The organism is Streptomyces sindenensis, assembly GCF_014649035.1.
In the GTDB taxonomy this organism is placed as follows: Bacteria; Actinomycetota; Actinomycetes; order Streptomycetales; family Streptomycetaceae; genus Streptomyces; species Streptomyces sindenensis.
Map to the genome: position 1 here is coordinate 65,589 of NZ_BMSG01000010.1, position 23,760 is coordinate 89,348.

The 23,760-nt window shown below is 71.8% G+C and carries 24 protein-coding genes and 1 pseudogene; 15 read left to right on the plus strand and 10 right to left on the minus strand.

What is annotated here, in order from left to right; all coding sequences use genetic code 11:
* The first annotated feature begins 80 nt into the window (after nt 1-80).
* Nucleotides 81-740 carry a hypothetical protein gene (locus IE145_RS13975; RefSeq protein WP_229825542.1) on the plus strand — a complete coding sequence of 220 codons (660 nt, stop codon included), beginning with the start codon at nt 81-83 and terminating at the stop codon, nt 738-740.
* An 18-nt stretch (nt 741-758) separates the two neighbouring features.
* Here IE145_RS13975 and IE145_RS13980 read toward each other — a convergent pair whose 3' ends face one another.
* The 3 genes from IE145_RS13980 to IE145_RS13990 are packed head-to-tail and all read right to left on the minus strand — an operon-like array spanning nt 759 to nt 2,546.
* Complete coding sequence (locus IE145_RS13980) at nt 759-1,418, minus strand: TetR/AcrR family transcriptional regulator (protein ID WP_189525374.1); 660 nt, start codon at nt 1,416-1,418, stop codon at nt 759-761.
* 58 nt (nt 1,419-1,476) lie between these two features.
* A complete protein-coding gene (locus tag IE145_RS13985) occupies nt 1,477-1,713 on the minus strand; it encodes a DUF397 domain-containing protein (protein WP_189525375.1) in 237 nt (78 codons plus the stop codon).
* Complete coding sequence (locus IE145_RS13990; protein WP_189525376.1) at nt 1,710-2,546, minus strand: helix-turn-helix domain-containing protein; 837 nt, start codon at nt 2,544-2,546, stop codon at nt 1,710-1,712. The genes IE145_RS13985 and IE145_RS13990 overlap by 4 nt, the downstream gene beginning before the upstream one ends.
* Nucleotides 2,547-2,702: 156 nt before the next feature.
* Between IE145_RS13990 and IE145_RS13995 the strand changes: the two genes are divergently transcribed.
* Together IE145_RS13995 and IE145_RS14000 are read left to right on the plus strand one after the other, a co-directional pair.
* Nucleotides 2,703-3,110, plus strand: coding sequence for a hypothetical protein (locus IE145_RS13995; protein ID WP_189525377.1), 408 nt, complete (start codon nt 2,703-2,705; stop codon nt 3,108-3,110).
* Between the two features lie 108 nt (nt 3,111-3,218).
* The gene (locus IE145_RS14000) at nt 3,219-5,129 is read left to right on the plus strand and encodes an alkyl/aryl-sulfatase (RefSeq protein WP_373296587.1); all 1,911 of its coding nucleotides are present in this window, start codon (nt 3,219-3,221) and stop codon (nt 5,127-5,129) included.
* A gap of 21 nt (nt 5,130-5,150) precedes the next feature.
* On the opposite strand, the gene IE145_RS14005 is transcribed toward IE145_RS14000, so the two are convergent.
* The 5 genes from IE145_RS14005 to IE145_RS14025 all read right to left on the minus strand — a co-directional run bounded on the left by IE145_RS14005 (nt 5,151) and on the right by IE145_RS14025 (nt 10,947).
* Nucleotides 5,151-6,206 carry a MarR family transcriptional regulator gene (locus IE145_RS14005; protein WP_189525379.1) on the minus strand — a complete coding sequence of 352 codons (1,056 nt, stop codon included), beginning with the start codon at nt 6,204-6,206 and terminating at the stop codon, nt 5,151-5,153.
* A 583-nt stretch (nt 6,207-6,789) separates the two neighbouring features.
* Nucleotides 6,790-7,338 carry a TetR/AcrR family transcriptional regulator gene (locus tag IE145_RS14010; protein ID WP_189525380.1) on the minus strand — a complete coding sequence of 183 codons (549 nt, stop codon included), beginning with the start codon at nt 7,336-7,338 and terminating at the stop codon, nt 6,790-6,792.
* 250 nt (nt 7,339-7,588) lie between these two features.
* Nucleotides 7,589-9,409, minus strand: coding sequence for a serine/threonine-protein kinase (locus IE145_RS14015; protein ID WP_189525381.1), 1,821 nt, complete (start codon nt 9,407-9,409; stop codon nt 7,589-7,591).
* A 367-nt stretch (nt 9,410-9,776) separates the two neighbouring features.
* Nucleotides 9,777-10,313 (minus strand): MarR family winged helix-turn-helix transcriptional regulator, encoded by a 537-nt coding sequence (locus IE145_RS14020; protein WP_189525382.1) that lies wholly within the window; start codon nt 10,311-10,313, stop codon nt 9,777-9,779.
* Complete coding sequence (locus IE145_RS14025; RefSeq protein WP_189525383.1) at nt 10,306-10,947, minus strand: DJ-1/PfpI family protein; 642 nt, start codon at nt 10,945-10,947, stop codon at nt 10,306-10,308. Before IE145_RS14025 ends, IE145_RS14020 begins: the two co-directional genes overlap by 8 nt.
* A gap of 158 nt (nt 10,948-11,105) precedes the next feature.
* On the opposite strand from IE145_RS14025, the gene IE145_RS14030 reads away from it, so the two are divergent.
* From IE145_RS14030 to IE145_RS14040, 3 genes are all read left to right on the plus strand, one after another.
* The gene (locus tag IE145_RS14030; protein WP_189525384.1) at nt 11,106-12,488 is read left to right on the plus strand and encodes an aspartate aminotransferase family protein; all 1,383 of its coding nucleotides are present in this window, start codon (nt 11,106-11,108) and stop codon (nt 12,486-12,488) included.
* Nucleotides 12,489-12,669: 181 nt separating this feature from the next.
* A complete protein-coding gene (locus IE145_RS14035; RefSeq protein WP_189525385.1) occupies nt 12,670-13,497 on the plus strand; it encodes a GntR family transcriptional regulator in 828 nt (275 codons plus the stop codon).
* A 60-nt stretch (nt 13,498-13,557) separates the two neighbouring features.
* A complete protein-coding gene (locus IE145_RS14040; RefSeq protein WP_189525386.1) occupies nt 13,558-14,208 on the plus strand; it encodes a putative DNA-mimic protein in 651 nt (216 codons plus the stop codon).
* A gap of 210 nt (nt 14,209-14,418) precedes the next feature.
* Here the strand turns inward: IE145_RS14040 and IE145_RS14045 are convergent, their stop codons facing one another.
* Nucleotides 14,419-15,261 (minus strand): SLATT domain-containing protein, encoded by an 843-nt coding sequence (locus tag IE145_RS14045; protein ID WP_189525387.1) that lies wholly within the window; start codon nt 15,259-15,261, stop codon nt 14,419-14,421.
* A 299-nt stretch (nt 15,262-15,560) separates the two neighbouring features.
* Between IE145_RS14045 and IE145_RS14050 the strand changes: the two genes are divergently transcribed.
* From IE145_RS14050 to IE145_RS14070, 5 genes are all read left to right on the plus strand, one after another.
* Nucleotides 15,561-15,905, plus strand: a complete 345-nt coding sequence (locus IE145_RS14050; RefSeq protein ID WP_003967515.1) for a YbaB/EbfC family nucleoid-associated protein — start codon at nt 15,561-15,563, stop codon at nt 15,903-15,905.
* Nucleotides 15,906-16,028: 123 nt separating this feature from the next.
* Complete coding sequence (recR, locus tag IE145_RS14055) at nt 16,029-16,628, plus strand: recombination mediator RecR (RefSeq protein ID WP_065487966.1); 600 nt, start codon at nt 16,029-16,031, stop codon at nt 16,626-16,628.
* Nucleotides 16,629-16,762: 134 nt separating this feature from the next.
* Nucleotides 16,763-17,422 carry a DUF5063 domain-containing protein gene (locus IE145_RS14060; RefSeq protein WP_189525388.1) on the plus strand — a complete coding sequence of 220 codons (660 nt, stop codon included), beginning with the start codon at nt 16,763-16,765 and terminating at the stop codon, nt 17,420-17,422.
* A 450-nt stretch (nt 17,423-17,872) separates the two neighbouring features.
* Nucleotides 17,873-18,820: a hypothetical protein gene (locus tag IE145_RS14065; protein WP_189525389.1), complete on the plus strand. Its 948-nt coding sequence runs from the start codon at nt 17,873-17,875 to the stop codon at nt 18,818-18,820.
* A 50-nt stretch (nt 18,821-18,870) separates the two neighbouring features.
* On the plus strand, nt 18,871-19,449 hold the full coding sequence (locus tag IE145_RS14070) for a Uma2 family endonuclease (RefSeq protein ID WP_189525390.1): 579 nt from the start codon (nt 18,871-18,873) through the stop codon (nt 19,447-19,449).
* A 73-nt stretch (nt 19,450-19,522) separates the two neighbouring features.
* On the opposite strand, the gene IE145_RS14075 is transcribed toward IE145_RS14070, so the two are convergent.
* On the minus strand, nt 19,523-19,672 hold the full coding sequence (locus IE145_RS14075) for a hypothetical protein (protein WP_189525467.1): 150 nt from the start codon (nt 19,670-19,672) through the stop codon (nt 19,523-19,525).
* Between the two features lie 35 nt (nt 19,673-19,707).
* Between IE145_RS14075 and IE145_RS33745 the strand changes: the two are divergent.
* From IE145_RS33745 to IE145_RS14090, 4 genes and pseudogenes are all read left to right on the plus strand, one after another.
* Nucleotides 19,708-20,064: pseudogene (locus IE145_RS33745) on the plus strand (LamG-like jellyroll fold domain-containing protein); the annotation flags it as partial.
* Nucleotides 20,059-20,802: a LamG-like jellyroll fold domain-containing protein gene (locus tag IE145_RS14080; protein ID WP_373296588.1), complete on the plus strand. Its 744-nt coding sequence runs from the start codon at nt 20,059-20,061 to the stop codon at nt 20,800-20,802. The pseudogene IE145_RS33745 and the gene IE145_RS14080, both read left to right, overlap by 6 nt.
* A gap of 267 nt (nt 20,803-21,069) precedes the next feature.
* Nucleotides 21,070-22,341: an aspartate kinase gene (locus tag IE145_RS14085; RefSeq protein WP_189525391.1), complete on the plus strand. Its 1,272-nt coding sequence runs from the start codon at nt 21,070-21,072 to the stop codon at nt 22,339-22,341.
* Complete coding sequence (locus tag IE145_RS14090) at nt 22,338-23,408, plus strand: aspartate-semialdehyde dehydrogenase (protein WP_189525392.1); 1,071 nt, start codon at nt 22,338-22,340, stop codon at nt 23,406-23,408. Before IE145_RS14085 ends, IE145_RS14090 begins: the two co-directional genes overlap by 4 nt.
* Nucleotides 23,409-23,760 lie beyond the last annotated feature (352 nt).

A 23,760-nucleotide genomic window follows, 5' to 3' on the forward strand; every position in this document is an offset into this window, starting at 1 on the left:
CGTTACCAGTACAGTGTGTTAGTTTAGTCGGGAGGTTGGAGTAGCACACCGTATTGGTCGCGATCGGGGAGGGCGTCACCATGGGGCCGAGCTGGAACGACCGACGACTTGAGCGCCGGGTGAAGCCGGGTGACGGGAAGCCGCTGAAGCCCTTCCGCTGGTGGCAGATGACGCGCCGCTCGCTGCTCTCCCTCCCGCTCCCGGTGGGCGGCGGCCTCTCCGCGACGTACACGGTGGAGGTCAAGCACGGCGGCGACCCCGAGTCGGGCGTGGTCCGGGCGCGGCTGTACCGCGACGGGCTCTGCGAGGCCGAGTCCAAGCTCCCGGCCCGCTTCCCCGTCCCCGGCGGGACCATCGAGGTCCGCAGGAGCGAAGTGGGCATGCGCCGCTGCCACTTCGTCGCGGACGGTGACGGTTCGGAGACGCGGCTCGCCCCTGACCCCCGCTCGGCGGAAGGGCGACGCATGAAGTTCGCCCGCGAGCACCCGGGGGCCAGCGCTCTCATCGGGGCCGTGTCCGTGGTGCTTTTGCTCATCGGGGTCGGCCTCAACCTGCTCCAGGCGGCGCAGCCGATCTCCGAGATCCCGGCCATAGCGGACTCGTTGGGTACCTTCGAGTCGCCGTTGCGGTTGCCGGTGTGGCTGAACGTCACGCTGGGCATCGGCGCGGTGCTGGGTGCGACCGAGCGGGCGATGCGGATGCGCTACCACTGGCTCCTGGACGGTGGTGCGGGTACCTGACGCACGCAGGGTGCCGGATCAGACGTGGCCGTCCAGCACGAGGTCGACGCCGGTGCGCAGGACGTCCAGCTCGGTGGCGATGTGCGCGTCCTCGCTCGGCAGCACCTGCTCGATCGCTACGCCGTTGGCCAGCGTCAGCAGGAACCGCGCGCGCCGGGTGGTGTCGCCTGCGGCCAGCGCCCCTTCCTCGACCAGCACGTTCAGGCACTCCTCGACCCGGCGGGTCACCTCGCGCTGCATCGCCCGGTACTCCGCGCGCATGGCCTGGGTGGGCTCGGAGGCGATGTACCGCTCGTGCACGGTCAGCCACGCCTCGCGGGCGCCCCGCGTGCTGTCCGGCGGTACGAGGAGGCCCTGTACGCAGCCGAGCAGGCGGTCACGCGGAGAAATGGACGTGTCGCGGAAACCGGCCTCGGGCAGGACGAGGTCGAAGACGACCTTCAGCATGGCGTCCATGAGCGCGCGTTGCGTGGGGAAGTGGTGCCGCAGGGACCCCGTGCTCACCCGCGCCCGCTCGGCCACGGCGCGCACGCTCAGCGCCGAGCCCGCGCCCTCGCCGAGCATGGTCGAGGCGGCCCACAGGATCCGGTCCCGGCTCTTGAGCCCCTCGGGCGGCGTCGGGTGCGCCGGTTCGGGTTCGGGATCCGGTTCCGCGTCACCAGCACGCTGTACTGCCATGACGCCGACGCTAACACGGCCGCCACCAGCGGATACGTCAGGCCGGAGCGCTCTCGGCTCACTCCGCCCAGGTGACGAACGCCGACCAGGCGTCGGGCGCGACGGCGAAGACGGGCCCGTCGGCCACCTTGGAGTCACGGACATGGACGGAGTGGGGGCAGGCGGCGACCTCGACGCAGTTGCCGCCGCTGTCACTGCTGTAGGAGGACGTACGCCAGTCGAAGGCGACTTCGATGCAGTTGCCGCCGCTGGAGTTGCTGTAGCTGGACTTGAACCACCGGAGGGTGCTGCTCATTCCTTCACTCCTGCCAACCGCTTGATGAGGTCCAGCGATTCACGAGGACCCAGGGCCTGTGACCGGATCTTCGCATAGCGCTGGGCATACGTGCTCACCTTTGTGGGGTCACTGATCAGCAGGCTCTCGTCCTGAGGGTCCAGATAGACGAGACGCTCGTGCTCCGGGGTCTCCAGCAGGTTCATCTCGCCGTGAGCGCCCGCGTACTCCCCGTACTTTCCCGCGTCCAGGGGTAGCACCAGCAGCGTGACATTACGCCGCTGGGCGCACTCCACGAGATAGAGCAACTGCACCCGCATGATCTCCTCGTTGCCGATGACGCGCCGCAGGACGGCCTCGTCGATGATGACCTCGATCATCGGCAGCGGGTCCCTGTCGAAGAGGGCCTTCCGTGCCATCCGGAGCTGGACCAGTTCTTCCACGCGCGCGTCGGAAAGCGGGGGGTATCCGCCACCGATCAACGCCCGCGCGTACGCCTCCGTCTGGAACAGCCCGTGGACGACGTTCGCGGCGAACAGCTGGAGGCTGAGCGCGGCCTCTTCCAGCAGCGCGTAGTCCTTGAACTGTTCGGGCAGCCGCTCCATCCGCATGTACTTCCGTGCCGTCTCGAAGATGCGCGTGCCGTTGCCGTGCACCCGTTGCAGCTCGACCAGCATGGCGTCGCTGGCGGGCTGGGCGCAGGTCTCCATCGCGCTGATCGCCGCCGCCGAGTAGCCGATCTCCTTGCCCTGCTGCTCCTGCGTCCACCCGCGCTGGATGCGCAGCGTCCGGGCCATCTCTGCCACCATCCGGGCCATCGGGCTCGCGGTTTCCTTGTTCTCAGCACTCGCCATCACGCGATCTCTTTCCGACTCAACCGAACTCAACCGGTCACTACTCGATGCCGTCGAACTCAACCCGGCTCCAGCCGAGTTCGCGCAGGTCAACGGCTTTGCGACGCACCCCGGCAGGCATGGTTAACGCTAGGTGATCGGGGTCACAATCGTCCCGTGAACGCAATCAATGGTGGTGTGACGGCGGACTGGATTCCGCAGTACGGATTCCATCTCCGCAAGGCCGGCGTGCAATTCGACGCGGTCCGCGTGGACGGTGACGCCGGGAGGCGGCTGGCCGATCGGATGGAGGAGTTGGTCGGGGGTGAACCGGGGCCCGTCGTCAGCGAGTCGAACGGCCGGCGCGGGGTGTACTTCCTCGTCCCGCCCGGGTCGACGGCGGGGCGGCCGTGGCCGCGTGAAGTGACGCCGTTCAACTCGACGACGGGCCGGATCAGTTACGTACCCGTTCCAGCGCTCGGGGGTGACACGTGGCCGCTGATGTGGCGCTATCCGCCGTCGCGGGCGGGGCGGTTCGTGCACACGTTGATCCTGTTCAACGCGGCGTACGCGTTACTGAGCTGAGTGCGCCGGTCCGACGCCTTGGGGCCGCCTCGGTGGTACGGCCGCCCTCAGGGGTGCTCACCTGTTCGGCTCACATCCGGTGGGCGGGCGACCCGGCGGCGGCCGACGATGGCGTTACCGGTCACGTGTCCGCCCGTCGGCGTGCCCGCGTCCCGGCCAGGAGGCCCCGCCGTGACGACTGCCGCAACCAGCCCCGACAGCAGCGCCCCCGACAGCAGCGCCCCCGACTTCGCCGACCGGACCGACTTCGAGGACGCCGACCGGGGCCTGGTGGCCGGTCCCGCGAACGCCAAGATCACGGCGGCGGACGGGCGGGTCGTCTGGGACTTCGACGCCACGGCGTTCCTGCGGGAGGACTGCCCCGACACGGCCGACCCGAGCCTGTGGCGTCAGTCGCAGCTCTGCGCCCGCGCCGGTCTGTACGAGGTCACCGAGGGCGTCCACCAGATCCGGGGCTTTGACCTCTCGAACATGACGCTGATCGAGGGCGAGCGCGGCGTGATCGTCGTCGACCCCCTCGTCTCCCAGGAGTGCGCGGCCGAAGGGCTCGCCCTCTACCGGGCCCACCGGGGCGACCGGCCCGTCACCGCCGTGGTGTTCACCCACTCCCACATCGACCACTTCGGCGGGACGCTCGGCGTGGTCGGCCCCGACGACGACGTACCGATCGTCGCCCCCGCCGGCTTCATGGAGAACTCGGTCGCCGAGAACGTCTACGCCGGAACCGCGATGCTCCGCCGGGGCGCTTACCACACCGGCTGGCAGCTCGAACCGGATCCGCGCGGCCTGATCGGCGTCGGTCTCGGTTTCGCGGCCTCCACCGGACTGCCGAGCCTGCTGCCGCCGACCCTGGAGGTCACACGTACGGGACAGGAGGAACGCCTCGACGGCGTCCTGTTCCGCTTCCAGCTCACGCCGGGCACCGAAGCCCCCTCCGAGCTCAACTTCCACCTGCCCGAACGCCGCGCCCTGTGCATGGCGGAGAACGCCTCCCACAACCTGCACAACATCCAGACCCTGCGCGGGGCCCTGGTCCGCGACGCCCGGATCTGGTCCCGCTACCTCACCGAGTCCATCAGCCTGTACGCCGCCGACTCCGACGTCCTCTTCGCCTCCCACCACTGGCCCACCTGGGGAACCGAGCGCCTCACCGCCTTCCTGTCCGAGCAGCGCGACCTCTACGGGTATCTGCACGACCAGACGCTGCGGCTGCTCAACCAGGGGCACACCGGTATCGAGATCGCGGAGATGATCGAACTCCCGCCGCGCCTGGCACGGGCCTGGCACGCCCGTGGCTACTACGGCTCGGTCAGCCACAACGTCAAGGCGATCTACCACCGCTACATGGGCTGGTACGACGGCCACCCGGCCTCCCTCTGGGAGCACCCGCCCACCGAATCCGCCCACCGCTACGTCGACTGCATGGGCGGCCTCGGCGCCGTGCTGACGAGGGCCCGTGCCTATCTGGACGCCGGTGATCCGCGGTTCGCCGCCCAGCTCCTCAAGCACGCCACCTTCGCGGCTCCCGGTGACAGCCGGGCCAAGGAACTGCTCGCCGAGACCTTCGAACGCCTCGGGTACGGCGCCGAATGCGGCACCTGGCGCAACAACTACCTGATGGGTGCGGAGGAGTTGCGCCACGGAGTGAAGCCCGCACCGATCGCTGCCGACAGCATGTCCGCCGCGCTCTCCGTGGAGCAGGTCTTCGACTCCCTCGCCATCCGCGTCAACGGCCCCCGGGCCTGGGACCACTCCCTGGCCGTGCTGTGGCGGTTCACCGACCTGGACACGACGTACCGGACGAGCCTGCGCAACGGGGTCCTGGTGCACCACCCGGTGGCCGACGGCTCCGCCGACAGCGCGGATCTCACCGTCACTCTCACCAAGCCCCAACTCCTGGACCTCCTGGGCGGCCTGGGGCTCGACGGCATCGAGCACACCGGCGACCCGGGCGCTCTGACCGTCCTGATGTCCGTCCTGGACGACCCCGACCCCGGATTCGCCATCGTCACGCCCTGACGGCATCCCGCTTCGGCTGCTTCAGGGTGTTCTGAGCAGGCCGCGCAGGTTGGCCATGTGCGCTTTGACGGCGGCGATTTCGGTGGGGCCGGGGGAGGGGGCCTGCCTGTTCTCGGAGTGGGCGGCGTGGCAGGGGCGGCAGAGGCCGTCGGGGAGGGCTTCGGGTTGGCCGGGGCGGCCGCAGTCGGTGCATTCCATGAGGAGGCGAGGGGTGCTGGTGCCGGGGCCGGGGGCGGTGTTCGGGGTGGTGGGTCGGGTGGGCAGTCGGGGCGGGATCTTGTCGGTGAGGCGGCGGCGGACGAGGCGGGGCGGGCAGTCGACCTGGGCGGGGAGCCCTGCGGTGAGGGCGGCGGTCAGGTAGTCGGCGTCCACGCCTCGGTCGAGCCATTCCGCTGCCAGTGCTTCGAGGGCGGCGCAGTCGTCGGCGGACAGTGCCAGCCGGATGTCCTTGCGGCCGAGTTCGGCGAGGGCGAGGTAGGCGGGGGAGGGGGAGGGGGCTGTCTGCGGGGCCGACGGTGCCGGTGCCGGGCTCGTGGGCTCGCGCTGGGGCTCGGGCGCGGTGCGCTGCTGCGGTACGGCGGCGGGGGCCGGGGCGGGCGGTGCTGAGGCGGTCGGGGGCTCCGCAGGCGCTGAGGGTGCTCGCGGTGCGGCGGCGGGGGTTGCGGTCCGGGTGGCGTTCTCGGTGGCGAGGTAGGTGGTCCACCACTCGTTGTCGCGTGCGGTGCGGGACCAGAAGGTCCGGAAGGCCCACCGGGTCTCGTCGCCCTCGCCGACAGCGCACCGTACGCGTCGCAGATGCCCCGCGACGGACAGGGCTTTCAGGGCCGTGGAGATGGCCTGTTGTCCGTACAGCGGGAGCTGCTTGGCCAGGTGCTTGATGCTCATCGCGGCGCCGTCGGGGAGGTGGTCGACGAATCCGGCGACGTACCGCTCACGGGTCGGGAGTGCGGCGAAGTCGTCGCGGGTGCGCGTCTGTTGGCCGGGCGTGGAGCGTTTGCCGTAGCCGGGTTTGGCCAGCGGGTACGCGGCGGGGACTGCGGGGGCGGACAGGGCGGAGCTAAAGTGTGGGGTAGCCACGGGATCGCCTTTCCAGCTGATCGATCTTGCGGTGAGACCCCGGCCTGGTGCGACAACACCGCGTCGGGGTCGATTAGTTCTCGTAGTTCTCGCACCGTAAGCGGCCGTCACGCTGCGCCGCAAGCTGTCACGATTAGTCATACCGGCTGGCCGTGACGGGGTGGGAAGGGAGGGGAGGTTCTCCCAACCCCCCTCTTCTGCCGCCCGGTTAAAGAAGGCGCTCGAACCCCGGGTCTCGCATCCCGACGCCCGGATCCCGGCACCCGAGCTTCGGGCCGGGGGCCCACCCACGTACCCCCGTAAGAGTGCACACCGCGCTGCGGCGCTCGGGTCCCGGGTGCCGAGCTTCGGGCGTCGGCGTGGGGCTCGCGCGGGCGAGTGAGCACCGGACCCGCGCCCGCCGTCCGCAGCCGCCTGCGGTCCCTGCGTGCCGCCTCACCCCTGGCCCGCCCGGGCGACGACTCCCCCGGCACCTGGCCGCCGGATACCCGGGCAGGGAGTTCAGGATCGTCGTCACCGTCACGGGCGTGACCTGACGGGCCGGGTGGCCGACGTGCGGTGAACCCGGTCGCGAGAGCGGCCTCTACGGGCGCGGTGCGGTGATGCGGGCGATCGCCTCGACCGTGAGGGCGCGCTCGTGGGGCTCGGTCTCCAGGGCGCGGTGGATGGACAGCCCCTCGATGAGCGCGTCGAGCTGGCGCGCGGTGGCCGGGTCGAAGTGCCATTCCAGGGCGCGGCGGCTGCGGCCCATCCAGGTGCGGGTGAGCTCGCGGTAGGCGGGCCTGCGGGCGGCGAGGGTGTACAGCTCGTGGGTGAGGATCAGCTCGCGCTGGTTGCCGCCGGAGAGGTGGTGGACGAGATCGGCGACCGCCTCACGGGCCTCGTCGGGGGTGGCCGCCGCGCCGAGCCGCTCCTCGAAGACGGCGACGATCGTCCCGGAGAACCGGGTGAACGCCTCGTGCAGCAGCTCGTCCATGCCGGAGAAGTGGTACGTCATCGAGCCCAGCGGCACGCCCGCGCGGGCGGCGACCTTGCGGTGCGAGACGCCCGCGACGCCCTCGTCGACGATGAGGTCGAGCGTCGCGTCGATGATGCGGTCCCGCCGCTCGGGGTCGGTACGCCCTGTCGCCACGCGGGTGTCTCCTCGGTCGGTCTCGGGTCTCGGGTCTCGTGTCTCGGGTCTCGTGTCGCGGGTCTCGGTCTCGGCCGTGGTCCTGGGCCTCGGGTCGGCCTCGGTTCCGTCCTCGGGTCGGCTCGGTTCCTCGCGCAGCATAGAACGCCGAAAGGGGAGCACGGGGTGCGCTCGCAGCCCTGGAGGTACCCGCAGGGAGCCGTCGCGGAGGCAGGCAGCCGGGCGACCGGGTGGACGACGTGCGCTCCGATCAGCCCGACCTGGTGTAGATCAGGCTCTCGCCCGTGCCGGTCGTGGCGCGGCGCAGGGTGCCGTCCGGGAGCAGGGTGAGTTCGGTGGGCTTGCCGGGGGAACAGGAGGAGGCCGGGCTCCCGGAGGACACCGTGGAGGGGCCGATGCGGACCGGGCCGTTCCCGGCGGGGCTGTCGGCGAGCTGGGCGCTGAACTCGCAGTGGTACGTGGAGCCGGACGCGAGGGGGCCCTTGGCGGTGAGGGCGAGGACCTGGTCGCCCACCTCGCCCTGCCGGATGGTCAACGTCCGGGTGGAGGTGCCTCGGTCGCCGGGTATGGAGCCGGACCAGGTGCCGAGGAACCCGGCGGGGACGGCCCCTTCGCCGCTTCCCTGCTGACTCTTGCCGCCGCTGCCCGTGCCGGCGGAGTCCGAGGGCCCGGGGGAGGCGGTCGTGCCCGGCCCGTCGCCCTTCATGAACGCGTACACCGATCCGCCCGCCCCCAGCGCCACGACCACGGCGACGGCTATGAGCGCGACGGTGGCCCCGGCGGAGCGGCGTTCCCGGGCGGGCGGGGGAGGGGTGGGGGCGAAGTGGGCCGGGGGTACGGGGGCGGAGGGGTAGGCGGGCCGGGTGGGCTGTGCGGGCGCGGGGGGCCACGGGGGGCTCGCGAGGGTGCGCGGGTCCGAGGGTGACACGGCTGGACCGGCCGGCCTCTGGGGGCTCACCGGCCTGTGGGGAGGCTCCGACGGCTGTGAGCCCACCGGCCTGTGGGGAGCCCCCGATGGCTGTGAGTTCACCGGCCCCTGCGGGATCCCAGGCCCCTGTGAGCTCTCCGATCCTCGCGGGTCTCCGGGCCTGCCCGGCCCCTCCGGCCCCTGCTGCACCTCCTGCCCCTCCGGCTCCTCCGGGTCTTCCGCGTCGAGCAACCCCACCGCCTGGCGGCCGAGTTGGGCGAGGAGAGTGGCGGGCAGCCAGGGCTCGTCCGCGTCCGCCTCGCCCAGGCGGGCCAGGATCTCCTCCGTCCCGGGGCGGGCCGCCGGGTCCTTAGCCAGGCAGTCCCGGACGACGCCGGCCAGCTCCTCCGGGACCCCGGTCAGGTCCGGGTCGTCCTGGGCGATCCGGAACATCAGGGCATGGACCCCGCCGCTCTCCGCCGAACCGAACGGAAGCCGGCCCGCCGCGGCGTACGCGAGGACGGAGCCGAGGCAGAACACGTCGCACGCGGTGGTCACGCGCTCGCCGCGCACCTGCTCCGGGGCCATGAACCCGGGCGAGCCGACGAGGGCCCCGGTGCGGGTCAGGTCGCCGTCGGCCACGGACTCCAGGGCGCGGGCGATGCCGAAGTCGATGACCCGGGGCCCGTCGATGGTCATCAGGACGTTGGAGGGCTTCAGGTCCCGGTGGATGAGCCCGGCCCCGTGGATGTGCTGGAGGGCGTGGGCGAGCCCGGACCCCAGGAACCGCACGGAACGGGCCGGCAGTGGCCCGTACGCCCCCGAGGCCGTGACCGGGGCGCCGGGGCGGCCCGAGACGATGCGCTGGAGGGAGGGCCCGGCGACGTAACCGGTGGCGACCCAGGGGACGGGGGCCTCCGTGTCGGAGTCCAGCACCGGGGCGGTCCACGCGCCGCCGACCCGGTGCGCGGCGCGGACCTCCTGGCGGAAGCGGGCGCGGAACTCGGGCTGCTCGGCGAGCTCACGCCGGACGAGTTTGAGGGCGACGGTGCGGCCGCGGTCGGAGCGGGCGAGGAAGACCTGGCCCATGCCGCCCTCGCCGAGGCGGCCGAGCAGCCGGTACGCGCCGATGCGGTGCGGGTCGTCGGGCCCGAGCTTGTCCATGCTGCGCTTCCTCCCCCGTGCGGCCCGCACGAGAATAACGCCGCGGCCCGCACGCGCTTCAAGCCCGTCCCGCGTTCGTCTTCCTTTCCGGCCCGCCCGGCGCCTGCCTCCCTTTCCGCCCGTCCCGCGTCTTCCGCCCGTCCCGCGTCGGCCTCCCCGCTGAGGACGGCGCCCGTCTGCCCAGCCCGTCCGGCGTTCGAGGACGGAACCGTCGAGGTGTCGGGTCCAGGCCTGTACGTCCCGGGAGCTCCGGGGTGCCGCCCCGCCCTGCGCACCGCCCTCGTGGGATCAAGGGTTCCGTCCTCAATCGCCGGACGGGCTCGAAGTGCCCGGCCCGCGGGGTGAAGTCCCGACGGGCTCGAAGTGCCTAAGCGCCGGACGGGCTGGAGGCACCCCGGCCCGCGCCCTGAGCGTCGGACGGGCCGGAGGCACCCCGGTCCGCGGTCGCCAGGCGGTCCAGTGCCTCCGACAGGCGTTCCAGCACGCACACCGTCTCCGCCAGGTCCTCCGCCCCCACCTCCCCCGCCAGCCGCGCGGCGAACTCCGCGTGGGGCGGGCCGATCCGGGACACCGCGTCGCGCCCCGCCCCCGTCGCCCGCAACAGCTTCGCGCGGCGGTGGGCCGGGTTCTCCGCGTACTCCGCGAGGCCCCGCTCGACCAGCAGGTCGGCGATCCGCTGCACGCTCTGCCGGGTGATCCCCATCGTCCGGGCGATCCCCGCCACCGGCAACGGCTCCACCAGCACCGCCCCCAGCACCTGCCACCAGGCCGACGTGAGGCCCGCCGGCCGCGCCAACTCGTCGGCCACCGACAGGAACTGGCCGTTCAGCCGGAACACCGTCAGCGCCGCCCGGCTCAGCAGCTCCTGCTCGGACGGCAGGCGACCCGAGTCCCCGCTACTCACCCTGCAACACCTCGTACGCGCTCGCGTCCGAGTCGTGGAACAGCCGGTACCACGCGTCGAGCTTCTTCTCGTCGTACACCCCGAGCAGCGCGAACACCTCCCGGGCGAACGCCACCGGCTCCGTCGGCCCGGCCGTGATCAGCCGACCACCGGCACCCTCGCGCCCGGCCCCGTCCGCCCCGGCGTCCGTGACCGCGTCCACCTCCACGTACCGCTCGCCGCCCGCGTACCCCGTCGCCGCGAGGTAGAACGAGACCGCGCTCGTGTGCGCCCGGTCGTCCAGCAGCCCTTCCCGGGCCAGTCCGGCCGTCGCCCCGCAGATCGCCGCGACCGGCACCCCCGCGTCCAGGAAGGTGCGGGCCGCCCGCGCGAAGGGGGCCAGCGTCTCGCCCGAGTCCCAGCCGGACGCGCCGGTCAGGATCAGCAACGCGCTTTCCTGCGGCCGGAGTTCGTCCAAGGTCAGGTCGGGCTGGACGCGCAGGCCGCCCATGGTCGTCACCGGCTCCCGGGAGAGCCCCACGGTCCGCACGGTGTAGCCGTTCTGCGTGAGATGGGCGGTCGTGTACCCGGTCTCCCAGTCGGCGAAGGTGTCGTAGACGGCGAGATGCACGGTCGTGGCGCTGCTGCTGGTCATGATGACCTCCTCGGCTCGATGACAGAAGACTGTCATGTCGACAGCATGCTGTCAATTAAGGAGGGGGGAAGCGGGGCGACACCTTGCCGAACCATCCGGCCCAAGCCGTACAAGGTGGCCATGGAGGCCACCCCCCACCAGCACTTACGCTCGGCCGCATGACCCCTCATGCCCCTCATGCCCCGTACGCCGACCCCGCGGCCGGTGCGGCCGTGAAGGCCGCGGACCGCGCGCACGTGTTCCACTCCTGGTCCGCCCAGGGCCTCATCGACCCGCTCGCCGTCGCCGGCGCCGAGGGGTCCTACTTCTGGGACTACGACGGCAACCGCTACCTCGACTTCACCAGCGGGCTCGTCTACACCAACATCGGCTACCAGCACCCCACCGTGATCGCCGCGATCCAGGAGCAGGCGGGCAGGCTCGCCACCTTCGCGCCCGCGTTCGCCGTCGAGTCGCGCTCCGAGGCCGCACGCCTCATCGCCGAGCGCACCCCCGGAGACCTGGACAAGATCTTCTTCACCAACGGCGGGGCCGAGGCCGTCGAGAACGCCATCCGCATGGCCCGGCTGCACACCGGCCGTCCGAAGGTGCTCTCCGCCTACCGCTCGTACCACGGCGCCACCTCCACCGCGATCAACCTCACCGGGGACCCGCGCCGCTGGCCCTCCGACAACGGTTCGGCGGGCGTCGTCCGGTTCTGGGCGCCGTTCCTCTACCGCTCGCCCTTCTACGCGCGGACCGAGGCCGAGGAGTGCGCCCGCGCGCTCCAGCACCTGGAAGACACGATCGCCTTCGAGGGGCCGTCCAGCATCGCCGCGATCATCCTGGAGACCGTTCCGGGCACGGCGGGCATCATGACCCCGCCGCCGGGCTACCTGGCGGGCGTTCGCGAGATCTGTGACCGGTACGGGATCGTCTTCGTCCTCGACGAGGTCATGGCCGGATTCGGCCGGACCGGCGCCTGGTTCGCCGCCGACCACTTCGACGTCGTGCCGGACCTGCTGACCTTCGCCAAGGGCGTCAACTCCGGTTACGTACCGCTCGGCGGCGTCGCCATCAGCGCCGAGATCGCCGCGACCTTCGAGACCCGCCCCTACCCCGGCGGCCTCACCTACTCCGGGCACCCGCTGGCCTGCGCCGCCGCCGTCGCCACCATCGGCGTGATGGAGGACGAGAAGGTCGTCGAGCACGCCGCCCGGATCGGCGAGACGATTCTCGGACCCGGGCTGCGCGAACTCGCCGAACGCCACCCCTCGGTGGGCGAGGTGCGCGGCCTCGGCGCGTTCTGGGCGCTGGAACTGGTCCGTGACCGCGAGACCCGCGAGCCGCTCGTCCCGTACAACGCCTCGGGCGAGGCCAACGCCCCGATGGCGGCCTTCGGTGCCGCAGCGAAGAAGCAGGGGCTGTGGCCGTTCATCAACATGAACCGGACCCATGCCGTCCCCGCCTGCAACGTCTCCGAGGCCGAGGCCAAGGAGGGGCTCGCGGCCCTGGACGTGGCGCTCTCCGTCGCCGACACCTACACGGTGCAGGGCGCGTAGAGCGGCCCGTGTCCCCTTCCGATCCGTACACGGAGTGACCGGGTCATCCGGTTCCGTATGCGATCGGCTCCGTACGTCTCCCCGCCGTGCCCGGAATCGGGCACGGCGGTGGCCCTGGCTTAGGGTGACCCGAACCACGACGGGTACGCGCGTACGTACGGGACGGACGGAAGAGGTCGGCATGAGTCCGAGCGCAGGTGTGACGCGCAGTACCCTGCGCCAGCAGATCGCCGACGCGCTGCGCGACGAGGTGCTCGCGGGACGTCTGCCGCCGGGCCGGGAGTTCACCGTCAAGCAGATCGCCGAGCAGTACGGGGTCTCCGCGACGCCCGTCCGCGAGGCGCTCTTCGACCTCTCCGCGCAGGGGCTCCTCGCCTCCGACCAGCACCGGGGCTTCCAGGTACGGGAGTTCACCGTCGCCGACTACCGCGCGATGGCCGAGGCCCGGGCGCTCGTCGTCGAGGGCCTCTTCCGCGACCCGGCCGAACGGGTCGCCGTCCGGCCCGAGGGGCTGGCCTCGATCCGCCGACGGGCCGCGGAGGCGGTCCGCGCGGCGAAGGGCGGCGACCTCGACGTCCTGATCGGGTATGACCTGCGGTTCTGGCGGGAGCTGGGGCAGTTCGTCCTCAACCCGTACATCGCCGATTTCCTCACCCGGCTCCGCGTCCAGGCCTGGGTGTTCGCCGTGCACCGGCTGCGCCGCGACGGCATGGACGAGAACGTGCTGTGGTTCGGCCACGAAAAGCTGGTCGAGGCCATCGCCCGCGGCGACCGCGAGCAGGTACATGCCGAGATGCGCTCCTACTACGGACACGCGCTCGCCTGGGCGGACCGCCTGGAGGCGCGGGAGGCGCGGGAAGCGCGGGAGGCAAAGGGGAGCGGAGAAGGGCACGAGGTGGAGGGGGGCGTGGAGGGGGACACCTGCGGACCGCCGGGCACCGGTTCCGCGATGGCTCCGGAGCCTTCGGAGTCCCCGGGGGGTACGGGATCCCCGGGGCACTGTGCGTGAGGTTCGCCCCGCATTACGCTGTCCCGACGACCGCCCGAACCCTTCCGAGAGCGAGACTTCGTGGCCTGTGACCTGTGGCTGGTCCCCCTCGTCGACGTGCTGTGCCACAGCGCCGACAACCCCTTCGCCGAAGAGATCGCCGTCTACGACAAGGCGCTGAACGACGCCGGGCTGCCGTCCGTCCCCGTCTACGCCTACATGCCGGGCCTCACCGGGGATGTCGCCCCCGTGGCCGGTTTCGACTACGACGCCCTGCACTTCCTGCGCCGCGCCTATCTGCTCCAGCTGAGCGGGCTGGCCGTCACCCCGGTCGCCGGTCTCGACGGCGACTACGAGCAGCTCCTGGAGATGTTCGAGCAGGGGGCGCAGCAGTCGCACCTGGTCTGGCACTACGACCACGCCGGGGCGTACGTCCCGGTGGACTTCCCGGTCCCGCTCTCCGACGACGCCCTCCTGGCGGGCGGCGGCCCCCTCGGCTCCGCCCACGGGCTGCTGCGGGAGCTGGAGTTCGTCGCCCCGGCCATCGGTATCGACCCGGCCAACCCGCCGGCCGCCCCGCAGCCTCCGTCGGGCCCCACCGCGCTGGAGGAACCGGCGCACCCGATGCCCTACGACGACAGTCCCTTCGCCCGCGAACGCCACGTCTGGCTGGGCCTGCACGCGGCGGCGACCCGCAGCCTGGCCCAGGGCTCAATGATCATCTTCAGCTGAGCCGCACCCAGCCGGCCCCGCGCCTCACGGACCGGGGTGCCCGCACCCAGTCGGCCCCCGCGCTTCACGGACCGGGGCGCCCGGATCCAGTCGGCCCCCGCGCCTCATGGACCGGGGCGCCCGGATCCAGCCCGTCCGGCGTTTGGGCCCGGGGGCCCGGGGGCGGGCCCCGAAGCGTCACCCGGGGGCATGGGCGTGCCCCGGGAACACTCACCGCGGCGGCGACTCCGGTGGCCGCTGCCGCGGCATGTTCGGCCGCGCCGCCACCGACGGCATCGAGAACCGCCCCGGCGCCGCCCCCGGCTCCCCCCGCCCGCCCGCGCTCCCCGTCGCCAGGGCCTGCATCCCCATCGGCGCGGGCCCCGCCCGGAACTCCACCATCCAGTCCGCCGTCTCCGACCGCACCAGCTCGGTGACGTCCTCGGAGAATCTCCGCAGCACTCCCAGGCACCGCTCGGTCGCCTCGCTGGCCGTGCCCTCGGTCGGCCCGAGCATCTCCCGTACGCACTCCGAGGCCCAGTCGAACTGGAGCACCTGGAGCCGCCGCTGCACGGCCTGGGCCGTGGCCAGGTTCCTTATCCACCCGGAGGTGAGGCCGAAATACCGGTCGCAGGCCATGCAGGCGGCCCCCAGCAGCAGCGACAGATAGCCCCAGCCCGCCGAGCCGCTCAGCGTGCCGGTCAGGTCGAGCAGGGGGAGGGCGGCACCGGCGACCACCCCGGCGGCCGTGCCGAACCGCAGGCCCCGGGCGGCCCGGCGCTTCCAGACCCGGTCGTTCAGATACCAGTCGGCGGTGTCCAGGGCGCCGGTCTCGACCCAGCGGTAGAGCTCGTCGAGCCGCTCGGCCGGCTCGCCCCAGTCACCGAGGGGGAACGGGCGCCCGGTCAGATCGCGCCCGCCGCCGCCGCGCCATCCGGCACGGTCGCCGGTGCGTCCGGCGGTGCGATCCCCGGCCGGGGCTCCCGTAGCGGAATGCTCAGCTCCGTTCTCACCGGATCCCGCATCGGACTCCTTGCGGGGCGGCCCCTCGGGCTGCATCTCCGGCTGACTCACCGGGGCACTCCTCTGCACTCTGACGGACGGGACGGACGCGTAGGGGGTAACTCTGCGTCACCGCACATGCACGCTCGTGTGCCGAGGTGCATGCCCTTCCTACCGCCGAATGGTGGGCCGTGGGGTCGAAATCGCGGGATTCCCGCCTGGGCAGGGCCCCTGGTCAGGTATAGGAGCCCTCACGTCGGTTCGCAGATCTCACTCGAAAGAGTTGGTCCCCGGCGGGTGAAGCGCGGTGACCGGGGAGCACGTAGGCTCGGCTTACCGAAACATTTGTCGTCGAAATGCCAGGAGTGACCGTGATTCCCGGTGGTGGCCAGCCCAACATGCAGCAGTTGCTCCAGCAGGCCCAGAAGATGCAGCAGGATCTCGCCGCGGCCCAGGAGGAACTGGCCAGGACCGAGGTCGACGGACAGGCGGGCGGCGGTCTCGTGAAGGCCACCGTGACCGGCTCCGGCGAGCTGCGCGCCCTGGTGATCGACCCGAAGGCGGTGGACCCGGAGGACACCGAGACGCTGGCCGATCTCGTCGTCGCGGCCGTCCAGGCGGCCAACGAGAACGCGCAGGCGCTCCAGCAGGAGAAGCTCGGCCCGCTGGCGCAGGGGCTGGGCGGCGGGGGCGGCATCCCGGGTCTGCCGTTCTGACCCGGCCGGCCGCGGGGCCGTAGGCGCCCGTGGGCCCCGCAGGTTCCGCGGGCCCTCCAGGGCCTACTGGTACCGACCCGTACCCACTACGGTACGGAGCAGGAAGCGAAGAAAGGCGTTCCGTTGTACGAAGGCGTTGTTCAGGACCTCATCGACGAACTGGGCAGGCTGCCCGGCGTCGGTCCCAAGAGCGCGCAGCGGATCGCCTTCCACGTCCTGCAGGCCGAGCCCACCGACGTACGCCGGCTCGCCCACGCCCTCCTGGAGGTCAAGGACAAGGTCCGGTTCTGCGAGGTGTGCGGCAATGTCGCGCAGCAGGAGCGGTGCGGGATCTGCCGGGACGCGCGCCGCGATCCGAGCGTCATCTGCGTGGTCGAGGAGCCCAAGGACGTCGTGGCGATCGAGCGGACGCGCGAGTTCCGGGGCCGCTACCACGTGCTGGGCGGGGCGATCAGCCCCATTGAGGGCGTCGGCCCGGACGACCTGCGCATCCGCGAGCTGCTGGCGCGGCTCGCGGACGGCTCGATCACGGAGCTGATCCTCGCGACCGACCCCAATCTGGAGGGCGAGGCCACCGCGACGTACCTGGCGCGGATGGTCAAGCCGATGGGCCTCAAGGTGACCCGGCTGGCCAGTGGTCTGCCGGTCGGCGGCGATCTGGAGTACGCCGACGAGGTCACCCTGGGCCGCGCCTTCGAGGGGAGGCGGCTGCTGGATGTCTGACGCCGAGGACACCGAGACCGGCACCGACGTCGGAACCGCCGCCGCAGGCCCCGGGTCCGGGCGCGCGCCCGGACCCCTGCACGTACAGCCGTCCGCTCCACCGTCTGTGACCGCGCCCACGGGAGGTCCCCTCGATGTCTGACGCCACGCTGAACTCCGTCACGCAGGACCCGGGCGACTTCGCCGTCCAGATCGCGGACCAGATCAAGACGTTCATCGTCGCGGTCACCGAGGTGTCCAAGGTCGACGAGCCGGAAGAGGCCGTCCCGGTCCTGCTCCTCCAGATCTCGCAGCTCCTGCTGGCGGGCGGCCGCCTCGGCGCGTACGAGGACGTCCTGCCCGACGAGCGGTACGAGCCGGACCTCGGCGCGGAGCCGGACGCGGACGGCCTGCGCGAGCGGTTCGCGGCGCTGCTGGAGCCGATCGACGTCTACTCCGAGGTCTTCGACCCGTACGAGCCCCGCAAGGCCCCGGTCCCGCACCGCATCTCCGACGACCTGGCCGACCTGGTCACCGACCTCGGCCACGGCCTCGCGCACTACGAGGCGGACCGCACCGCCGAGGCGCTGTGGTGGTGGCAGTTCTCGTACTTCTCCAACTGGGGCTCCACCGCCTCCGCCACCCTCCGCGCCCTCCAGTCCCTGGTCGCCCACATCCGCCTCGGCCAGCCCCTGGCGGAGCTGGACGGCCTGGACACCGACCAGGACCCGAGCGAGGAGAACCTCGCCGAGGAGGCCGGCCGCGTGATGCTCCAGGAGATCGCGGGCCCGCTGGGGCTGCGGCCGGTGAAGTAACCGACCGCCTGCCGCCCGCCGTCCCCCGACGCGCCCCGGCTCACCGGATCGCGTCGGCGTTCCCCCCCCGGCCCGGCGGCGGTTCCGCAGGTCCGCCCGGGGCTCAAGCCCCGAGCGCCGAGCTCCGGGCCCCGAGCTCTTTCTGTAGGCATGGGTGGTTGGGTTCAACCCACCCACCCCCCTGTTTGTGCACCGGTCCGGACGGCCTTCCGAACTGCCTTTCAGCCTGCCCGAAATCGACCACTAGTGACGATCGGTGATCGGGTTGCGTCGGAGCGTACGCACGCTCTAGGTTCACGATCAGCAACCCACTATCCGTAAAACGGACAACCCCGGTGGTGCTCGCAACACCGACCGGGGTCTGACCGTCAGAGATCGCCCACCTTAGAAAGAACGATCCCCATGGCTGCTGCCAACCTTAGTGCCGCCCTGCGCGCTCCCGCCCACCCCATGGCGAAAGCCGGGTACGGAAAGCGCGTCGCCCCCGACCAGGCCCCGCCCGGCCCCGCCGACTTCGCCGGGCTGGAGCCCCGTGAGGCGGCCATCGCCGCGTACATCGACCGGCTCCCCGAAGGCGCGGCGATCGGCTACAAGGTGCTCGCCGAGGAGCTGCCGGACTACGGGCAGCAGGCGTGCCGCAGCGCGCTGGACCGGCTGACCCGGGCCGGTCACCTGCGCCGCGTCAAGGTCCATGTCACGGTGACCGACGGCCAGATGCGCTGGGTGACCCGTACGTACTTCTCCCGCACCGCCCGCGACGCCGCCTGGTGGGCCGCCCACGTGCGGTTCGTCCGGGGCCTGGACGCGCCGGGCCAGCCGTCGGCTCCCGCCGCCGTGGAAGCGGCCGTGGAGCCTCAGCCGCAGCCCGAGCCCGGTGACCGCGCCCCGCGCTCGGAGACGTACGGCGTCCTCGCCGCGCTCGGCCGCCGCGAGCCCCGGCTCCAGCTCTCCGAGGGCGACTGCGTGGAGCTGGAACACCTGGCCGGGGAGTGGCTGGCGCGCGGCGTCGGCCGCGAACAGCTCACCCAGGTCCTGACATCGGGCCTGCCGACGCCCGTGCACTCCGCCGGGCACTTCCTTCGTAAGCGACTGGAGACCAAGATGCCGCCGAGCCCCGCCCCCCGGCCGGAGAAGGACCACCCGAGCGAGCAGATCACAGGGTGCGTGATCATGTGCCTGTTCTGCGACGAGGACGAGACGACGACCACGCTGGACCACGGCGTCTGCCTCGACTGCAAGGAGGCGATCGCCCGCGACGAGGCGGCGGGCCTGACCGGCGACGTACCGGACACCTTCCTGGCCCGCCCGCGCGCCGAGGTCGACGTCGCCGCCCGCATGGCCGAACTCCGCTCGGCCGCCGCCCGCCCGGTCCTTCCGGCCCCGAGGCAGCGCCGATGAGCGTGCGGGAGGTCCCGGTCGGGGCACCATGGAGGCGAGGAGGCGACGCCATGACCCCCAGGACCACCGCCCAGCCCCAGATGAGTACCGAAGAGTTCGAGGAACTCGCCCGCCGGGCGCCCGAGCTGGTGCGGCTGGAGTTCATCCATGGAAAGGTCCAGGTCAAGCCCGTGCCCGACGGCAACCACGGGGCGATCGTCATGTGGCTGCTGAGGCAGTGCATGCAGCGGCGTCCGGAACTGTCGCTCTTCCCCGATCAGGGCCTCGCCATCGAGACGTACCGCAAGGGCCGCGCCCGCCCGGACGGTGTTCTCGCGCCCGACGAGCACTTCGCCGGGGTGGGGGAGTGGGCCGTCCCCACCGGCGTGCTCATGGTCGTGGAAGTCACCTCCCACGACGCCGACACCAACCGGCGCGACCGCGTCGAGAAGCCCGACGGTTACGCCGCCGCCGGCATTCCGGTGTATCTGCTGGTGGACCGCGAGGCGTCCTCGGTCACCGTCTTCACCGAGCCGGAGAAGGGCACGTACCGCTCCGCCACCACCCGGCCCTTCGGCGCGGTCGTCGAGCTGCCCGAGCCGGTCGGCTTCGCGCTCGACACCGAGAAGCTCAAGGAGTACGCCGACTGAAGCCGCCGGCCCCGCGTGCGGAATCCGGGACGGATATCCGGGGGCGGTTGCCGCACGCCGTTGTTAATCTCCCTCAGCTCTTGGTCTCCGATCCGCCGACGGCGAAGTCCTTCGCGGTGTCGGCGACGACCGGGGCGCCCGGGGTCAGGAAGCCGTGGCCCTTGCCGTCGAGCGAGGCGGTGGAGGTGAGCGGGGTGCCGGAGGGCGCGGGCGCGCCGAACATGACCCCGCACCGGCCCGGGCCGCTGGGTCCGGCCGGCACGCGTGAACGGCACCCGTACGGTCCTCTCCCAGGACGCGGGTACGGGCCGCGCCTTCACCCTGGGGCTGACGCAGGCCGGTTCCGCCCCCGCCTGGTCGTTCGCCGTCGGCGGGGCCCGGGTCACGGGCGGACTGCCCGAGACCGGCGACTGGGCGTACGTACTCGGCCAGTACGACGCGGGGACCGGCACGGCCCGGCTGTACGTGAACGGCCGCGCGGTCGGCGAGGAGACGGCCGCCGTCCCCGTGGCGGGCGAGGGCGACTTCCAGATCGGCCGGGCGCGCGGGGCGCAGGGATACCGGGACCGCTGGCAGGGCGAGATCGGTGACGTACGGGCGTACGACCGGATCGTCGTGCCGGACGAGCTGACGGCCCTCGCCACGCGCGCCGCCCAGCGGGTCGGCCACTGGGCGCTCGACACCGCGCCGGACGGCCTCGCCCCGGAGTCGGACGGCGGAGCGCCGCTGAAGCTGGGTGCCGGGGCCTCGGTCTTCCGCCTCGACGACGACCCCTGCGACTTGCTGGACCCGGACTGCGTTCCGGACTGGCCGCTGGAGGGTGACGGACACCTGCGCCTCGACGGGGTCTCGGGCCACGCGGCCACGGACACCCCGGTGGTCGACACCTCGGGCAGCTTCACCGTCAGCGCCCGGGTCCGGCTCACCGACGACGCGCCGGCGGCGCCGATGACGGCGATCTCCCAGGGCGGCGAGCACGGCGACGCCTTCAAGGTCCGCTTCGACCCGGAGAACTCCAGCTGGGACCTCGTGCTGGCGCACGCCGACGAGCCGGGCGCGCCGGAGACCGTGCTCCGCCGGATCGAGTGGCCCGACGGGGATTCCGGGGTGGGCCACCGCGTCACCCTCACGTACGACGCCTCGGCGAACCAGGTGTCCCTCTACGTCGACGGGTGGAAGGAGTCCGACGGCGGCACCGCGGCCTTCGACGCCGCCTGGAAGAGCACCGGCGGGCTCCAGCTCGGCCGGGGGCGCACCGCCGACGGCTGGGGCGAGCACCTGAAGGGCGTGGTGGACAGCGTGTACGCCTACGCGGGTGTGCTGTCCGAGACGCAGATCCGGCAGCTGCCGTAACGGGATCCTGCGGCTGCCGTAACGGGGTCCTGCGGCTGCCGTAACCGGACGTGTCCCGGCTCGCGCTTTCCCCGCGGATCGTGTGGGCTGGGACACAAAAGGGAGTGCGCGCGGTCCGGCTGGGCAACAGCCTCGTACGAGCAGTTCGGGGCGACACGCCGTACCGGGTGCTGAGCGGGACATCTCACCATCTGGTAATGGACGGGTCGATTCCGGGCTGCTCGTTAAACTGAGCCGACCGCAGTAATGACTGAGCGAGGAGCGCACGTGGGCCTTGTCGTGCAGAAGTACGGAGGCTCCTCCGTAGCCGATGCCGAGGGCATCAAGCGGGTCGCCAAGCGAATCGTCGACGCCAAGAGAAACGGCAACCAGGTGGTTGTCGTGGTGTCCGCGATGGGCGACACGACGGACGAGTTGATAGATCTCGCCGAGCAGGTGTCCCCGATGCCTACCGGCCGGGAATTCGACATGCTGCTGACCGCGGGTGAGCGGATCTCCATGGCCCTGCTGGCGATGGCGATCAAGAACCTGGGCCACGAGGCCCAGTCGTTCACGGGCAGCCAGGCCGGTGTCATCACCGACTCGGTCCACAACAAAGCGCGCATCATCGACGTCACGCCGGGCCGCATCCGGACCTCGATCGACGAGGGCAACATCGCCATCGTCGCCGGGTTCCAGGGCGTGAGCCAGGAGGGCAAGAACATCACCACCCTCGGCCGCGGCGGGTCGGACACGACCGCCGTCGCGCTGGCGGCCGCGCTGGACGCCGAGGTCTGCGAGATCTACACCGACGTCGACGGCGTCTTCACCGCGGACCCCCGGGTCGTGAAGAAGGCGAAGAAGATCGACTGGATCTCCTTCGAGGACATGCTGGAGCTCGCCGCGTCCGGCTCCAAGGTGCTGCTGCACCGCTGCGTCGAGTACGCACGCCGTTACAACATTCCGATCCACGTCCGCTCGTCCTTCTCCGGACTGCGCGGCACCTGGGTCAGCAACGAACCGCAAGGGGACCAGAAGGTGGAGCACGCGATCATCTCCGGAGTCGCCCACGACGTCTCGGAGGCCAAGGTCACCGTCGTCGGCGTCCCGGACAAGCCGGGCGAGGCGGCCGCGATCTTCCGTGCCATCGCGGACGCCGAGGTCAACATCGACATGGTGGTGCAGAACGTCTCCGCCGCGTCGACCGGCCTGACGGACATCTCCTTCACCCTGCCCAAGGCCGAGGGCCGCAAGGCCATCGACGCCCTGGAGCGGACCAAGGCCTCCATCGGCTTCGACTCGCTGCGCTACGACGACCAGATCGCCAAGATCTCCCTGGTCGGCGCCGGGATGAAGACCAACCCGGGCGTCACCGCGGGCTTCTTCGAGGCGCTGTCCGACGCGGGCGTCAACATCGAGCTGATCTCGACATCCGAGATCCGCATCTCGGTGGTCACCCGCGCCGACGACGTCAACGAGGCCGTGCGCGCCGTGCACACCGCCTTCGGGCTCGACAGCGACTCCGACGAGGCCGTCGTCTACGGAGGCACCGGCCGATGAGCGAACACCGCCCTTCGCTCGCGGTCGTCGGTGCGACCGGGGCGATCGGCGGTGTCATGCTCCGGATCCTCTCGCAGCACGCGGACGTCTGGGGCGAGGTCAGACTCGTCGCCTCACCGCGCTCGGCCGGCCGCAAGCTGACCGTGCGCGGTGAGGAGAGCGAGGTGCTGGCCCTCACCGAGGACGTCTTCGACGGCGTGGACGTCGCCCTCTTCCTCGTACCGGACGAGGTGTCCGCCCACTGGGCCCCGATCGCCGCCGCCAAGGGCGTCGTCGTCATCGACGACTCGGCGGCCTTCCGGCTCGACGACGACGTTCCGCTCGTCGTCCCCGAGATCAACGCCCATGCCGCACGGCTCCGGCCGCGCGGCATTGTCGCGTCCCCGAACTGCACCACGCTGTCGCTGATCGTCGCGGTCGGCGCCCTGCACGCCGAATTCGGGCTGCGCGAACTCATCGTCTCCTCCTACCAGGCCGTCAGCGGTGCGGGCCGGGACGGCGTCGCCGCCCTGCGCGAACAGCTCGCCCTGGTCGCCGGTACGGAGCTGGGCACCCAGCCCGGAGACGTACGCCGGGCCCTGGGGGACGACGCCGCCGCGGCGGACAGCCCGTTCGCCGCGCCCATCGCCCTGAACGTGGTGCCCTGGGCCGGTACGGACGCCGGGGACGGCTGGTCCTCCGAGGAGATCGCCATCCGCGAGGAGTGCCGCAAGGTGCTGGGCATGCCGGACCTGAAGACCACCGCGACCTGCGTGTACGTCCCGGTCGTCGCCACCCACTCGATGTCCGTCCACGCCCGCTTCGAGAACGAGGTCGCGGTCGCCAAGGCGCACGAGATCCTGGCGACCGCCCCCGGCGTGGTCCTGTTCGACAGCCCGGCCTCCGGGGACTTCCCCACCCCGTCCGACGTGGTCGGCACCGACCCCACCTGGGTCGGCCGCGTCCGGCGGTCGATGGACGACCCGCACGTCCTGGAAATGTTCCTTTGCGGGGACAATCTCCGAAAAGGCGCGGCTTTGAACGTGGCGCAGATCGCCGAATCCGTCGCCGCCGAATTCCCTCGGTGATGATCGAACCTGTTTTGTAGGATCTGTGAACGCCCTATGAGGAATTCACTGGTCTGAACCTCTTGAGCTGGGACGTTGTCATGTCCGACGATGATCTCCCGGCCTTCTGCAACCGCACGTCGGCCGGGTTGCGTCTATGCCGTCACTTTGTGCGTGGCCGGACGTCATAACGGGGCATTTGGGGAAGAGCAGGTTCGTATGAGGGCATGTCGCACAGCGTCGAACGTGGCGCCGTCCGCGTACAACCCTGACGGGGGGCAGCGTGTCCAACAGGCGTGGCAGAGGTTCTCGACATCACAGTGGTGGGCCCGTTGCGAGGCGCTTCGGTGCGCCCGCTCCGGCGGCCCCGCGC

Bases quoted from the DNA above. Each gene is read 5' to 3' on its own strand.
- IE145_RS13975 (WP_229825542.1), top strand. From the start codon at position 81: ATGGGGCCGAGCTGGAACGACCGACGACTTGAGCGCCGGGTGAAGCCG.
- IE145_RS13980 (WP_189525374.1), bottom strand. From the start codon at position 1,418: ATGGCAGTACAGCGTGCTGGTGACGCGGAACCGGATCCCGAACCCGAA.
- IE145_RS13985 (WP_189525375.1), bottom strand. From the start codon at position 1,713: ATGAGCAGCACCCTCCGGTGGTTCAAGTCCAGCTACAGCAACTCCAGC.
- IE145_RS13990 (WP_189525376.1), bottom strand. From the start codon at position 2,546: ATGGCGAGTGCTGAGAACAAGGAAACCGCGAGCCCGATGGCCCGGATG.
- IE145_RS14000 (WP_373296587.1), top strand. From the start codon at position 3,219: ATGGCGTTACCGGTCACGTGTCCGCCCGTCGGCGTGCCCGCGTCCCGG.
- IE145_RS14015 (WP_189525381.1), bottom strand. From the start codon at position 9,409: ATGGACAAGCTCGGGCCCGACGACCCGCACCGCATCGGCGCGTACCGG.
- IE145_RS14025 (WP_189525383.1), bottom strand. From the start codon at position 10,947: ATGACCAGCAGCAGCGCCACGACCGTGCATCTCGCCGTCTACGACACC.
- IE145_RS14030 (WP_189525384.1), top strand. From the start codon at position 11,106: ATGACCCCTCATGCCCCTCATGCCCCGTACGCCGACCCCGCGGCCGGT.
- IE145_RS14035 (WP_189525385.1), top strand. From the start codon at position 12,670: ATGAGTCCGAGCGCAGGTGTGACGCGCAGTACCCTGCGCCAGCAGATC.
- IE145_RS14060 (WP_189525388.1), top strand. From the start codon at position 16,763: ATGTCTGACGCCACGCTGAACTCCGTCACGCAGGACCCGGGCGACTTC.
- IE145_RS14065 (WP_189525389.1), top strand. From the start codon at position 17,873: ATGGCGAAAGCCGGGTACGGAAAGCGCGTCGCCCCCGACCAGGCCCCG.
- IE145_RS14070 (WP_189525390.1), top strand. From the start codon at position 18,871: ATGACCCCCAGGACCACCGCCCAGCCCCAGATGAGTACCGAAGAGTTC.
- IE145_RS14075 (WP_189525467.1), bottom strand. From the start codon at position 19,672: ATGTTCGGCGCGCCCGCGCCCTCCGGCACCCCGCTCACCTCCACCGCC.
- IE145_RS14090 (WP_189525392.1), top strand. From the start codon at position 22,338: ATGAGCGAACACCGCCCTTCGCTCGCGGTCGTCGGTGCGACCGGGGCG.